Annotated in this window: 10 protein-coding genes and 1 pseudogene; 10 read left to right on the plus strand and 1 reads right to left on the minus strand. The window is 48.1% G+C overall.

Going from position 1 to position 14927, the window contains the following annotated elements; all coding sequences use genetic code 11:
- Nucleotides 1-633: 633 nt before the first annotated feature.
- Nucleotides 634-972, plus strand: a complete 339-nt coding sequence (locus tag QUA88_RS00845; RefSeq protein WP_333056185.1) for an XDD3 family exosortase-dependent surface protein — start codon at nt 634-636, stop codon at nt 970-972.
- A 617-nt stretch (nt 973-1589) separates the two neighbouring features.
- On the opposite strand, the gene QUA88_RS00850 is transcribed toward QUA88_RS00845, so the two are convergent.
- Nucleotides 1590-1805 carry a hypothetical protein gene (locus QUA88_RS00850; RefSeq protein WP_333269747.1) on the minus strand — a complete coding sequence of 72 codons (216 nt, stop codon included), beginning with the start codon at nt 1803-1805 and terminating at the stop codon, nt 1590-1592.
- 610 nt (nt 1806-2415) lie between these two features.
- On the opposite strand from QUA88_RS00850, the pseudogene QUA88_RS00855 reads away from it, so the two are divergent.
- The 9 genes and pseudogenes from QUA88_RS00855 to QUA88_RS00895 all read left to right on the plus strand — a co-directional run.
- Nucleotides 2416-3954: pseudogene (locus QUA88_RS00855) on the plus strand (ferredoxin--nitrite reductase); the annotation flags it as partial.
- A gap of 18 nt (nt 3955-3972) precedes the next feature.
- The gene (locus QUA88_RS00860; protein WP_333143957.1) at nt 3973-4302 is read left to right on the plus strand and encodes a 2Fe-2S iron-sulfur cluster binding domain-containing protein; all 330 of its coding nucleotides are present in this window, start codon (nt 3973-3975) and stop codon (nt 4300-4302) included.
- Nucleotides 4303-4393: 91 nt separating this feature from the next.
- On the plus strand, nt 4394-5716 hold the full coding sequence (locus QUA88_RS00865) for a CmpA/NrtA family ABC transporter substrate-binding protein (protein WP_333269750.1): 1323 nt from the start codon (nt 4394-4396) through the stop codon (nt 5714-5716).
- Nucleotides 5717-5872: 156 nt separating this feature from the next.
- Entirely contained in the window at nt 5873-6742 is an 870-nt protein-coding gene (gene ntrB / locus QUA88_RS00870) for a nitrate ABC transporter permease (protein ID WP_333056182.1), read from the plus strand.
- Nucleotides 6743-6920: 178 nt separating this feature from the next.
- Nucleotides 6921-8945 carry a nitrate ABC transporter ATP-binding protein gene (locus tag QUA88_RS00875; RefSeq protein WP_333056181.1) on the plus strand — a complete coding sequence of 675 codons (2025 nt, stop codon included), beginning with the start codon at nt 6921-6923 and terminating at the stop codon, nt 8943-8945.
- 104 nt (nt 8946-9049) lie between these two features.
- Nucleotides 9050-10621 (plus strand): nitrate ABC transporter ATP-binding protein, encoded by a 1572-nt coding sequence (locus QUA88_RS00880; protein WP_333056180.1) that lies wholly within the window; start codon nt 9050-9052, stop codon nt 10619-10621.
- 372 nt (nt 10622-10993) lie between these two features.
- Nucleotides 10994-13165 carry a nitrate reductase gene (locus tag QUA88_RS00885; protein WP_333056179.1) on the plus strand — a complete coding sequence of 724 codons (2172 nt, stop codon included), beginning with the start codon at nt 10994-10996 and terminating at the stop codon, nt 13163-13165.
- Between the two features lie 623 nt (nt 13166-13788).
- Nucleotides 13789-14097 carry an RNA recognition motif domain-containing protein gene (locus tag QUA88_RS00890; RefSeq protein ID WP_015179102.1) on the plus strand — a complete coding sequence of 103 codons (309 nt, stop codon included), beginning with the start codon at nt 13789-13791 and terminating at the stop codon, nt 14095-14097.
- Between the two features lie 361 nt (nt 14098-14458).
- Nucleotides 14459-14917: a phosphate-starvation-inducible PsiE family protein gene (locus QUA88_RS00895; RefSeq protein WP_333056178.1), complete on the plus strand. Its 459-nt coding sequence runs from the start codon at nt 14459-14461 to the stop codon at nt 14915-14917.
- Nucleotides 14918-14927 lie beyond the last annotated feature (10 nt).

A 14927-nucleotide genomic window follows, 5' to 3' on the forward strand; every position in this document is an offset into this window, starting at 1 on the left:
CACCTAGGTTTTGGGAATGATTGGGGTGATCGTCGCCCCAACTTGAATTTTAAATGATTCAGTGTCCTGACGGTAGCTTGAGTTCGATACCCACTTGGTCTCTCGGTAGTCTTGATTTTATTGTGACAGGATTTTTCACTGGGTGGGGATTAGCCCGCGCGTCACAATCAAAGAAACCGAGTTTTTTGGGGTTTCTACACTGTCATGCGTCTTCTCAACAAAAACCCGGTTTCTGGCCTACGCATCAGGGAGCATCTCAATGAAAGCAGCCACGCTAAAAATTGGAGTTTTGAGGCAGGAGGGAAGAGGGAAGAGGAAGAAGGAAGGAGCCAGAAGAAGTGTTTTTACAAATATGAGATGCTCCCAGTACACACAATCCTGTAGTAAGCATCGGTGCGTCGCCACCCGTCAATCTGCAAGTTCTATTTAAAAGGTTGCAGATCCGCACCCTACATATTAAAATCACACAACATAAATATAGCGGCTACTGTACTTCATCAACCACCGAATCTGCTGTATGATTTACTAAAAATTAAAAACAGTCGAGCGAGCAGACTTGACAATTTAACAATGATTCCCAGGGAGGGTTTTATGAAATCCATTGCTAAAAACAGCCTCCACTAGACTTACTCAGTGGCTAGTTTCTGTCTCCTTTTCGCAATACAGCAACAAAAAGCTACAGCAGCAACGCTATCTAACGGCTGGAATTACGCGATCGATTCCTTGAACGACGGCGTGACAGGGGCTCAAATCGGCGGCGGGGAATTTGAATTTTACGGCATCGCCATCAAAGAAACATCAGATACAGCTTTCATCGCCATCAATTCTAATCTAAGTTTAGCCGGATATGCCGACTCACTAGCTCAAAGAGGCAACATCAACTACGGCGATTTATTCTTCAATTTTTCCGGTCAAATTTTCAATACAGCTAACGCAAACGGCAGCTTGTTTGGTAAGCTGTTGTGCATTTAAATTGTATGTTGAGGGCGGGCTATAGCCATCCTAAATCATTTGTGAATTTCTTACTCCCTCCCCTTGGGTTCGGGGAGGGCTGGGGTGGGGTAAAAAATTTATGACTCCTGCAAGGATTGCTATATGGGGCGTGATGTTGTAGATGCCGAGACCGGATTCTATTAATAATTCGATTGTTTGATTAATAATTTTCATAAATTGTCTTTCATCGCCAGCCCTGTTCAATATACCTCTCCAATAATTATTGTGGAACAGGCATCCTGCCTGTTCAAGACAGGCTTTGCTGGAGATGTCTAATAATTATAATTACCTTGGTTGGGATGACTTCATTCCTCAAACTCTTCAAATGCCGATCGCGCACAGCAATTTTACTAATTTTACCATCAGCGTTCAACCCAACAGGCTCTCATGAATCAGCACTTTTTCTGTAAGTGCCGCCCAAAGCGAGAATTGGACAATCAAAAAAAATCATACGGCAAGAACGATCGCAGGTTTTTAGAACACCCAATCAACTTCCTGCCCTACATCCGCAGCAGGCATCGTGGGTTCATTCTAACTCCCTCGGTGGTTTCTGCACTCTTAGGCGCTGCATGAATCAATCAAATTTTTAAATGCTGTTAATATATCGCCGACAGTTCGTTGACTATCTTGACTCTTCCCTTGATCACAGAACGCAGCAGGCGGTTGATCGAATGTCTGTATTCATCGTCGAGAGAGTCGTCCAAGACAGCGGCCATCAAGCCGTAGCGATCGGCTAAAGTCAAACAACCCGTCTCCGTAACAGAGGCAAGCATTTCGGAAATAGCGCCGGGGATAAGTTGAACTAAAAACATGAGACGTTCCCTGAATTCGATACTTATATCATCTCTCGTTCTCCAAAAATTAATAGTGACGCTGGCATAGCACACAAGGTGATGTTTTGAGGCAAACTGTGTGACAGCGACCGCTCTAATGTTGTGACGATCTCGTTTTAAGTCTGCGATCGCAGTCACAAAATTAATCTTAGATATTCCAATATCCCCCTCTCCCCTCCTAAATCTAAAGATTTAGAGAGATTTTTCGGTTTTGTGGGTCTCTTTACCCATTTCCCATGTATAAAACGCATCGGTAGTATGCGAAATATTCATAAAACTCAATATTTTGTAAAAATAGCTACGAATATTTACAATCGGGGGCTTTACATTAGCTCATAACAAAGGTGCATCGAAACAGAGCGATCGACCGAATCATCGGTAGCAACTATAACCATAAATAGTTTTGCCACGTTCGAGCCACCGCCCAGTCAAGCTCAAGTTTACAGAAGACCAACCATGCTTAAAAGAAATTCGATCTAGTAACTAAATATACAGTTTTAAATCCATACAGTCACTAAGGTTAGCAGGAAACACACATTTTATGCTCCAAGTCAATACCTCCCCACAAGCCAGCAGCGAGGGTAAACCGATGACCCAAACAGTAGAACCCAAAGCCCAAGCGAGCCTGAACAAGTTTGAAAAACTCAAAGCCGAAAAAGATGGCTTAGCATTAAAAGGCGAACTCGACCACTTCGCCGAAATCGGCTGGGAAGCAATGAACGAAACAGATCGCGAGCACCGCCTCAAATGGCTCGGCATCTTCTTTCGGCCAGTAACTCCCGGCAAATTCATGATGCGGCTGCGCTTGCCCAACGGCATCATTACTAGCAATCAAACCAGAACGCTAGCAGAAATCGTCCAACGCTACGGCGACGACGGTAGCGCCGACATCACCACCAGACAAAACCTGCAATTGCGCGGAATTCGCATCGAAGACGTACCCGACATCTTCCGCCGCCTCAAAGAAGCGGGCATGACCAGCATCCAGTCTGGCATGGACAACGTGCGTAACATCACGGGTTCCCCAGTGGCGGGCCTGGACGCCGACGAACTGATTGATACGCGGGAACTGGCGAACGAAGTCCAAGACATGATTACGAACAGCGGCGAAGGCAACCCCGCGTTTTCAAATTTGCCGAGAAAGTTTAATATTGCGATCGCAGGCTGCCGCGACAACTCAGTCCACGCAGAAATCAACGACATCGCCTTCGTACCCGCTTACAAAGACGGCAACATCGGCTTTAACGTTTTAGTCGGCGGTTTCTTCTCCGCCAAACGCTGCGAAGCTGCAATTCCTCTCAACGCATGGGCAAGTCCCAGCGACGTTGTAGATTTGTGCAAAGCAATTTTAACTGTGTTTCGCGATCGAGGCCCAAGAGCAAACCGCCAAAAATCGCGGCTGATGTGGCTGATTGACGAACTCGGAATCGAACAATTCCGAGCCGAAGTCGAACAAGAATTAGGTCGCACTTTGCCCGCCGCCGCGCCCAAAGATGAAATCACCTGGGACAAACGCGACCACATCGGCATCTACCCCCAAAAACAATCAGGGCTCAACTATGTAGGGCTGCACGTTCCCGTCGGACGGCTGCAAGCATCGGATTTGTTCGATTTGGCCAGAATTGCCGAGGTTTACGGCAGCGGCGAGCTCAGGCTCACCGTCGAAGAAAACGTGATTATTCCCAACGTTCCCGACTCGCGGATTGAATCGCTGGTCAAAGAACCGCTGTTGCAGCGTTTTTCCATCGAGCCCGCACCGCTGATGCGAGCCTTGGTTTCCTGCACCGGCGCCAAGTTTTGCAACTTCGCCCTCATCGAAACCAAAAGCCGCGCCGTGGCAATGATTGAGGAACTCGATGTCGAACTGTCACTTCCCAAACCTGTCAGAATTCACTGGACAGGTTGCCCCAATTCCTGCGGTCAACCCCAGGTAGCAGACATTGGTTTGATGGGAACAAAAGTTCGCAAGAACGGCAAAACCCTCGAAGGTGTAGACATTTACATGGGAGGCACAGTTGGCAAAGACGCTCATTTGGGTGCTTGCGTCCAAAAAGGCATCGCTTGCGAAGACCTCAAACCGCTGCTGTATCAACTGTTAGTCGAGCAGTTTGGGGCAGTTCCCAAAGAGATCACAGGGGATGTAGCTGTGCTGCAGCGGCAACTGCAATTGACGGTTGAGGAGGGCGAAGCGGCAGCCCAAGCACCCAAACCTCAGACATCTACTGTCATTTTCGCTCGATCGGGCAAAGAAGTTGCTTGCAGCGAAGATGAGTACATTCTCGATGTTGCCGAACGGGCGGGAGTCGAACTTGACAGCGATTGCCGAAAGGGAGTTTGTGGCACTTGCAAGCAGAAACTCCTAGAAGGTAATATTGCCGCCTACGACAGCCACCCCGAAGCGGCCGCAGGCTTAGAACCAGGGTTCATTTTAACTTGCAGCGCACGGGCGATCGGCAGAGTGACGATCGACGCCTAATCTCATAATGTGAGATGCGATGCGAAGGTCGCGAATCAATCTCACATCTCACATTTCCACCATCTCAAAGTACAACAACAATTCAAGACAAATGAGCAACCTTTCCAGAAGAAAATTCATCATCACCGCTGGAGCAACAGCAGCCGGCACCCTCCTAGCCCACGGTTGCAGTTCCGGCCCCACCACATCTAACGCCACTCCCGGCGGCGCTTCGCCCACCGCCGCTCCAGCAGTCAACATCAACCCTGCCGACGCCCCAGAAGTTACCGCAGCCAAACTCGGATTCATCGCCCTCACCGACGCAGCACCCTTAATCATCGCCCAAGAAAAAGGGTTATTTGCCAAGTACGGCATGAAAGACGTACAAGTTACCAAACAAGCATCTTGGCCAGTTACTCGCGACAACTTAGAACTCGGTTCCGAAAAAGGCGGCATTGACGGGGCCCACATCTTATCCCCCATGCCTTACCAAATGACATTAGGCACTATTACCAAAGGCAATCAGCCAGTGCCGATGTACATTCTCGCCCGGTTAAATACTAACGGTCAGGCAATTTCGCTCAGCAAAAAATACCTAGATTTAAAAGTAGGTACAGACAGCGCACCGCTGAAAGCAGCTTTTGCCAATCAAAACGTTCCTATTGCTATGACGTTTCCCGGCGGCACCCACGATTTGTGGATACGCTACTGGCTAGCAGCAGGCGGTATTAATCCAGATACAGATGTTTCCGTGATTCCCATACCGCCGCCCCAAATGGTAGCGAACATGAAATCTGGCAGCATGGAAGCCTTTTGCGTAGGCGAACCTTGGAATGCTCAGCTAGTTACTCAAAAGGTAGGATACACCGCCTTAATAACTGGAGAAATGTGGAAAGATCATCCTGAAAAAGCTTTAGGTTTAAGAGGAGATTGGGTTGACAAAAATCCCAAAGCTGCAAAAGCACTTACCATGGCCGTACTGGAAGCCCAGCAGTGGTGCGACAAGCCAGAAAATCACGATGAAATGTGCCAAATCATTTCTCAAGATAGGTGGTTAAAAGTGCCAGTAGCAGATATTATCAGTCGCTCTAAGGGCCAAATTGACTACGGTACCGGTCGCGTTGAAGCCGCCAGCCCTGTGGCAATGAAATTTTGGGCAGATAATGCTTCTTATCCCTACAAGAGTCACGATGCTTGGTTCTTAGCTGAAAATATTCGCTGGGGTTATATCCCGGCAACTACCGATATCAAAGCAACGGTTGATAAAGTTAACCGCGAAGATATTTGGAAAGCAGCAGCGACAACACTTGGCGTCCCCGCAGCCCAAATTCCTACTAGCAGTTCTCGCGGTGTAGAAACATTCTTTGACGGCGTGAAGTTTGACGCCGAAAAACCAGAAGAATATCTGAAGAGTTTGGCAATCAAAAAAGCATAATTAGTGCACAGTTGACAGTTGACTGTTCACTTTTGATAGTTGACCGATTTTTTAATTGAGTGGAGTTGGGTTTCCTAACTCAACCCACCCCAGACACGGTGAACACTTCAAAGTATCTACAAATAATCGATTATTCACAATCTTGGAAAAAGAAAAATGGCAACAAACCTCGCTGTTACTAAAAGCAAAAATCCAGTAAATTTCGTTCTGGATCAGGTTCAGAAAAACCGCCGGAAAATCATCCGCCCGCTGGTAGCAATTGCAGTTCTGCTCATAATCTGGCAAATCCTCTGCAACAGTCCAGAGTCCAGCTTGCCGGGACCAATCAAAACAGTCCAAGAAAGCTGGAATCTAATTATCAATCCTTTCTTCGACAACGGCGGTACAGACAAAGGCTTGTTCTGGCAAATTTTGGCTAGCTTGCAGCGGGTGGCGATCGGCTTTACTTTAGCAACAGTTCTCGGCATCAGTTTAGGAATCCTGATCGGGACAAACTCCCTAATGTTCGATGCTTTAGATCCGCTGTTTCAAGTATTTAGAACTATCCCGCCCCTGGCTTGGCTGCCGATCGCCCTGGCCGTATTTCAACAGTTCAATCCCTTTGAAGGCATGGGGGTGAAAGCTAACGAAGTTTCTGCACTCTTCGTAATCTTAATTACAGCAATTTGGCCGATTCTAATTAACACCACAGTAGGCGTTCAACAAATACCCCAAGACTACAGAAACGTCGCCCGCGTCTTGCGCCTCCCCAACCAAAAATACTTCTGGAAAATCCTGCTTCCCTCTTCTGTTCCTTACATCTTCACTGGCTTGAGAATTGGCATCGGTTTGTCTTGGCTGGCGATCGTAGCTGCGGAAATGTTAGTCGGCGGCGTCGGCATCGGCTTCTTCATCTGGGACGCTTACAACAGTTCTCGACTCAGCGCAGTGATTATAGCAGTGCTTTATGTAGGAATCGTCGGTTTGATTTTAGACAGAATCGTTGGTTTCATTGCTTCCAAAGTTGTTCCTGAAGAACAAAAATAGGATTTGGGCATCGGGCATCGGCCAAACAGGGCATCGGGCATGGCGAATGGGGAATGGGGAATGGTTGCCAACTACAAACTGGTAGAAATGAGTTGTAAATTAATGCCCAATGCCCTGTTTGGCCAATTCCCAATTAATAATCAGCATCATACAAATTACAAACTAACCTAAAATTGCCATGTCAGTATTTGTTGAAGTAGACCACGTTGACCGCGTATTTAACTTGCCCAACGGAGAGCAATACATCGCTCTTAAAAATATCGAACTGAAAATTAAAAAGGGAGAATTCATCACCTTAATTGGGCACTCTGGCTGCGGCAAATCTACGCTGCTAAATATCATCGCCGGCCTCGACAAAGCAAGTCAGGGCGGGATTACTTTAGAAGGGCGGGAAGTCCGCGATCCAGGCCCGGACAGAATGGTGGTGTTTCAAAATTACTCGCTACTACCTTGGCTGACGGTGCGCGAAAATATCGCCCTAGCAGTAAATGAAATTTACAGCGGTAACTCTCAAGAAGATCGGGAGTTGGTGATCGAACACCACATTAAATTGGTCGGACTCGGACACGCGGCCGACAAACGCCCAGGCGAAATTTCTGGGGGGATGAAACAAAGAGTTGCGATCGCCCGCGCCCTGGCGATTCGCCCGAAATTGCTGCTGCTAGACGAACCCTTCGGCGCCCTCGATGCCTTAACTCGCGGCGGTTTGCAAGACCAGTTGATGAAAATTTGCGAGGAAAGCAAAGTCACCAGCGTGATGGTAACTCACGATGTGGATGAGGCTTTATTACTGAGCGATCGCATTGTGATGCTCACCAACGGCCCGGAAGCCCAAATCGGGCAAATCCTCGAAGTGAACATTCCCCGCCCCCGCAAGCGCATGGAAGTTGTCAACCATCCGAGTTACTACGCGCTGCGTAACGAAATGGTTTACTTCCTCAACCAGCAAAAGCGGGTCAAACAGCGCCGGGCCAAACAACAACCCGCTGTCATCGCCCGCAACGGCCTGGAAAAAATCAACCTCGACATCGGCTTTATTCCCCTCACCGACTGCGCCCCCTTAGTAGTAGCTAAAGAAAAAGGATTTTTCAAAGCCCACGGGTTGGAAGAAGTTACTCTCAGCCGCGAACCGGGCTGGAAAGCGATCGCCAAAGGAGTTGCCGAAGGACGGCTGGACGCGGCGCAAATGGTCGCAGGAATGCCGATCGGGATGCTGTTGGGCCTCGACGGTGAAGCCCCTGTACCCGTCTGTAGCGCCATGACGCTCTCTCGCAACGGCAATTCGATTGTTTTCAACAAAGACCTTTACAGACAAGGCATTCGGACATTAGAGGATTTCAAAGCTGCGATCGCCAAGACTCCCGATAAAGTTCACACCTTGGGCATGGTACACTCGGCCTCCATGCACAATCTGCTGTTCCGTTACTGGCTGGCCGCCGGCGGCATCGACCCCGACCTCGACGTGGGCTTGACCGTGATTCCGCCCCCGCAGATGGTATCAAATTTAAAAGCAGGCAACATTGACGGCTACTGTTCAGGCGACCCCTGGAACTCGCACGCAGTCAACAGTGGTACGGGTTTTGTTATGGCCCGTTCCCTGGATATTCTGCCCGGACACATCGAAAAAGTTCTCGGTGTTAGCGAAGATTGGGCTCAGAAATATCCTCAAACCCACCTCGCCCTCGTCAAAGCGCTTTTGGAAGCCTGCGAATACTGCGACGATCGCCGCAACCGCGAAGAAGTCCTAGGATTGATTAGCCAAGAACAATACATCGGCGCCGATCCCAAAGACATCCGTCCAGGGTTCATCGATCCGTACAACTCCGGTACGGAGGCAGAACCAGAAATGCTCTACAATTTCAACCAGTTCTCTGTTGACAAAACCAATTTTCCAGACCGCCTAGAAATGGTGTGGGTGATGGCGCAGATGGCTCGGTGGGGACTGATCCCGTTCCCGAAAAACTGGGTGGAAGTGGTCGATCGAGTTTTGCGGCCCGATGTTTTCGGTCAAGCAGTACGGGAATTGGGTTTGCCGGATATTGCCAGAGATCGCCGGACGATCGAGCTATTTGACGGCACTGTGTTTAATCTCGACGACCCGATCGACTATCTTCACAATGTCAAAATCAAACGCGCCGTCCGCATTGAAGAAATCTTAATTGAACAAATAGGCAGTCAGTGTTCCATCAAACTGCCAGCATAACTAGCAAATAGGAAGAGGGAATGAGGAGCCAGAAATCAGGAAACAAGACTCCACATTTTCCGCTTCCTAACTCCCTAATTTCAAATTCTCAATCGAAATTTGTCATGTCTAATTCATCAACCCAAAATCCAAATCCTGAAAATATGCAAACTCTCAAAACTCCCCAAACAACCAAAATTCAAACGCCAAAGCAAGACTTTCTTACTATTAAAGACGTATCGAAAGTCTACGAAACTCCTAAAGGCCCTTACGTCGTTCTCGACGGTGTAAACCTGACTATTAATGAAGGCGAATTTATTTGTTTGATAGGTCACTCTGGCTGTGGCAAATCAACTTTGCTGAATATGATCGCGGGATTCAACGGGCCGACAAACGGAGAAGTAGCCCTGGAAGGTTCGCAGATTACTGAACCAGGCCCCGATCGCATGGTCGTGTTTCAAAACTACTCGCTACTACCATGGCTGACTGCTACAGAAAATATTCACCTCGGCGTTGAAAATGTTTACCCGGAAAAGTCCGCAGACGAACACAATACGATCGTCAAGGAACACTTGGAATTAGTGGGGCTGACCGAAGCTTGTCACAAAAGACCGGGCCAATTGTCCGGGGGGATGAAACAGCGGGTGGCGATCGCCAGAGCCCTGGCAACTCGTCCCAAACTGTTGATTTTGGACGAACCTTTCGGAGCTCTGGACCCGATTACCAGGGAAGAGTTGCAGGAAGAATTGCTGAAAATTTGGCGGCAGGAAAAAATTACCGTCATTATGATTACTCACGATATTGATGAGGCTTTGTTTTTGGCCGATCGCATCGTGATGATGACCAACGGGCCAGCAGCTTCCATCGGCGAAGATATGCACATTCCGTTCAGCCGTCCCCGCAACCGGGCGCGGATTATGGAAGACCCGAAATACTACGAACTGCGTAACTTTGCTTTGGAGTTCCTGTTTTCTCGCTACGCCCACCACGAAGAAGGTGAAGAAACGGACTCGGAGACAGAAGCCGTCGCGCTACCGATGCCATTACCTGCTAGCAAAAAGCCTGCGGTTGCTGACAGGCCTCTTGCACCTGCACCTTTTGTGTCTCACGCTGCCGAACCCCCAGAAGCCTCGTCGATCAAACGTGGCATCCTGGCAGCCTCGTGGTTCGTCGCAATGTTTACTTTAGCTGCGGTCAATATGTCGGTTGTTTCCAGCCAGCTAAAGCAAGCGAAACTAGCAGAAACTGCACCTCCGGCGCCGACTGCCGGGGCGATTGTGAGTTCTCCCCCCAGCCCGCCAATCGCAGCAAGTTCGATCGCACCGAATCCTAGTCCTGCACCCATCGCTGCTGCAAGTCCTGCACCCATCGCTGCTGCTGCCACATCACAGATTTCTGACCAAGCCGAACTCGATGCGATCGGACAGAAGTTGTATGCACAAATCGACCAACAATGGAGAACAACTCCGACATTTACCGAAAGCTTGACTTATCGGGTCAAAGTAAAACAAAACGGCGATATCCTACAGTTCGATCCCACAAATAAAGCAGCTAAAGATTTCGTCAAAGAAACTCCTCTGCCGGTTTTGCAAACTCCTGCCGGTGCCACAGCAGGCGCTGCTGAAAAAACTGCTGAATTCCAAGTAACTTTTAGCCCCAGCAACGGAGGCGTATTAGAAGTTAAAACACAGAAATAGGCGACATAATACTCGCCCACTAAATCTCAGATTGCTATCAACAACAAGGTCAAAAGTAGTATCGGCGCGCTGTTTGAGTCCTGCAACAATTCTTCCTCGCTCCCCTAGGTGGGGTGACAAGATTTAGGGCAGGAGTACCTCTGTTAGAGAGGTATTTAGGAGCGAATATCCACTGACTACAAACCCGATGGCTCGCGAGTTTTAGAAGATAGCGGTTTATTTTAAGTCAGGGTATTGTCCGTTGCTGTGAAGCATTTTTGCGGTAAGTTAGTAATGATTAAAACATTATTTGCAGGAGCTCTCAGTTCCGACTATAATGACGAATTACCAATTACCCATTAGCTTTCAAAAATTAGCATCTAAAATCACCAGATGGAAACTATAAAAACTCTTTGCCCATACTGCGGTGTAGGTTGCGGTCTAGAAGTTGTTGCCGACAAAAAACAAAGTTGGAAAGTGCGGGGCGATCGCAATCACCCATCGAGTCAGGGCATGGTTTGTATTAAGGGAGCAACCGTAGCAGAGTCTATTCGGAGCGATCGGCTAATGTATCCGATGATGCGAGATACTCTCGACCAACCCTTCCGCCGCGCTAGCTGGGACGAAGCTCTCGATGCAATTGTTAACCGCATCCAAACAATTCGCAGCACCAGTGGCCCCGATGCTTTGTGTGTTTACGGTTCGGGTCAATTCGCAACAGAAGATTATTATATTGCCCAGAAACTACTGAAAGGTTGTCTGGGTACTAATAATTTTGATGCTAATTCTCGCTTGTGTATGTCTTCAGCAGTCTCTGGATACGTTCAAAGCTTTGGCTCGGATGGGCCGCCTTGCTGTTACGACGATTTAGAATTAACAGATTGCGCTTTTATTATTGGTAGCAATACAGCGGAATGCCATCCCATCGTATTCAATCGATTAGCAAAATACCACAAAAAGCATCCCCATGTCAAAATGATTGTGGTAGATCCAAGGCGGACTCCGACTGCGGAAGCGGCGGATTTGCACTTAGCAATTAAACCGGGTACCGATATAGATTTGCTTAATGGAATTGCATATTTGCTGTTACGCAGGCAAGCAATAGATTCTGAGTTTATTGAAGAATGCACGGCGAATTTTTCAGCTTTTGCTGAGGTTATTAGCAGCTACACGCCGGATTTTGTAGCCTCGCGCTGCGGCATTACTGTGGGCGAGTTAGAAACGGCGGCAAACTACTGGGAACAGTCGCAGCGCGTTTTGTCTCTGTGGTCGATGGGAATAAATCAGTCGTCGGAAGGCACGGCAAAGGTGCGATCGCTGATTAATTTGCACTTGATGACCGGTCAAATTGGCAAACCGGGATGCGGCCCGTTTTCCCTCACCGGCCAGCCAAACGCGATGGGAGGGCGGGAAGCGGGAGGACTGTCTCACTTGCTCCCAGGCTACCGATTTGTGAAAAATGCTGAACACAGAACCCAAGTCGAGGAATTTTGGGGAATCGCACCGGGAAGTATTTCCCCGAATCCAGGCCGCACAGCTTGGGATATGATCACCGGTTTGGAAACTGGCGAAGTTGAGTTGCTGTGGATTGCAGCTACTAATCCGGTGGTGAGTATGCCGGATTTGGAACGCACGAAAGCCGCTTTGCTGCGATCGCCCTTTACTATTTATCAAGAAGCTTACTATCCCACTGAAACCTCCGCCTACGCTCACATCCTGCTGCCGGCAACGCAGTGGAGCGAAAAAACCGGAGTAATGACCAATTCCGAACGCCGCGTTACCTTTTGTCCCGGTTTCGACACTCCCTCCGGGGAAGCCCGCGACGACTGGAGCATTTTCGCCGAGGTGGGACGGCGGTTGGGTTTTGCCCAACACTTTGCTTTCGAGAACAGTGCGGAGGTTTTTAATGAGTACGTGCAGTTGACGCGGGGCCAGCCTTGCGATATGACCGGCCTGAGCCACGAATACATCCGCCAAGAAGGGCCGCAGCAGTGGCCTTGCCGGGAAAACGAGCCTGTGCATCCAGCGAACGAAGCGAAACGGCTGTATACAGACAGGCGTTTTCACACTCCTGACGCGCGGGCAAGATTTTCGGCCTATCACTCGCGGGGACTGGCAGAACCTCCCGATCCGAATTATCCGTTTGTGTTGACGACAGGGAGACTTTACGGACACTGGCACACGATGACGCGGACGGGGAGAACAGAGAAAATTAATCAATTGCACCCCGATCCGTTTTTGGAAATTCACCCCCGTGATGCTGCCAAATTGCAGATTAAGGAGGGGGATTTGCTGGAAGTTCGATCGCGCCGCGGCAAGGCGCAGTTTCCGGCAAAAGTCACAAAGGCGATCGCCCCAGGTACGCTATTTGTACCGATGCACTGGGGTTCTCTGTGGGCCGAAGGCGCTGAAGCCAATGCCATGACTCATGCTGCAAGCTGTCCAGATTCCAAACAGCCTGAGTTAAAAGCTTGTGCGGTGCAGTTGGTGCTGGTTGGGGCAGAAACTGTCGCAGAAGTTGAGGAATTTAATTGGCAAAAATCCACCCTCGCCGTCACTTCTTGAGCTGCCATCGAACGACGGGATGCTACACATCACCGCCGAACGAGCGGGAACCAGCGGGCGATCGACATGGGGAAGAACGTGGTTGACGTTCGGGGATCTCTGAGTCAATCGCCCTCAGTTGAAAGATTGGAGATTTACTCCACAGATGAATCTGGGATCTTGAACAAGAGTCTAAAATTTTGCACTCTTGGCGACAGGAGTCCGGGGCTTGTATCCGTTTTTAGGATAACAACCTCTCTCGATCGAGCAATTTTGAACCCGGACATACCCTACACATAAATCTTAAATCCCAAATCCCATATCTAAAACCTAAAATCGTTATGCCATTACGCAGCCTAAAAACAGCGTTTCCCCGGCAGAGCCCGGAAACAAGGAAAATTAAATTTATATTAAATTTATTTATTCTGAGTTGTTCCTTCTTGATTGGGAGTTTTTCCTTCCGCAGAATGCCTTCTGGCGAAGGCCTTCTACCTTATTTTTAATTAATTGAGTCAGACAATTGCAGTTTGCACCTATAGGTGCTATGATTTTTTTACAAGGCTTTATTTTCGGCAGTACAGTTCGTTCGATCGGCGTTCCTCCGGATTTAAATCTCTACACCCTCTGATTCTGGAGAATGTTCAATGTCAATCTATGTCGGCAATTTATCCTACGAAGTAACGCAGGAGCACCTCAACCAAACTTTTGGAGAGTACGGTACAGTAAAGCGCGTTCAGTTGCCTGCTGACCGGGAAACAGGTCGGATGCGGGGCTTCGCTTTTGTAGAAATGTCTACTGAAGCCGAAGAAGCCGCAGCCATTGAGGCTCTTGACGGTGCTGAGTGGATGGGTCGCGACCTCAAAGTCAACAAAGCAAAACCCCGTGAAGAACGTCCTAGTGGCGGCGGTAACTGGGGTAACAACGATCGCGGTGGCAATTCTCGTCGCTACTAAACCACCCGAGCTAAATTTTTAGCTATCTTCTATATTGCGTCGGAGCAAGCTGGGAGTCAACCATCATTCTCTGTTGAGAATAGATAGTTAGTTCAGTATTAGCACCGCGCCTTAAAAGCCTCAAAATATTGCTAGACAATAGTTTGAGGCTTTTTTATGGCAAAAATTTATTAAGCAGGAGTTCATCGCGTGCGATCGATTCCTAGCTGACACGAAAAACTATAAAATATAACAGGCAGAGAGAGTCGCCTTCCCCAGTGCCCGGGTTGCCACCGTGAAACCAGGCAATCAGAGAGTTTTGCGCTTGCAAAGCGTACCGAAAAATGACAAAATCATCAAAAATGATGACTAAATCACTGGTATGCTGAAAAAAATATTTAGGCAAATTGCGAAGTTAAGCAATGATGAAAATTTTCTGCATTTTACAGAAAGTGTAGAAGTAATAATATCGAAAGTTTTATCACTGGCGATGATTTTGGTAATTATCGTCAGCGTTGCCGATTTGGTGATTTTTTTAGCACAAGAATTGGCAAACCACACTGATAATTTTTTAAAAGACACGTTGTTTGTGATATTTGGGTTATTTTTAAATGTTTTAATTGCATTGGAAATATTGGAAAATATTACAGCTTATCTGAAAAAGCACGTAATTCAAGTTGAGCTGGTTATTGTAACTTCTTTGATAGCAGTATCTAGAAAAATCATTATTCTTGACTTGGAAAAAAAAACCGCAGCCGACTTGATTGGTTTGGCGACTGCAATTTTCGCGCTTTCCATCAGCTACTTGATAGTGCGGTATACAAATAAAGGAAATGATTAATATTGGAAAT

The organism is Microcoleus sp. D3_18_C2, from assembly GCF_036702395.1.
Classification (GTDB): Bacteria; Cyanobacteriota; Cyanobacteriia; order Cyanobacteriales; family Microcoleaceae; genus Microcoleus.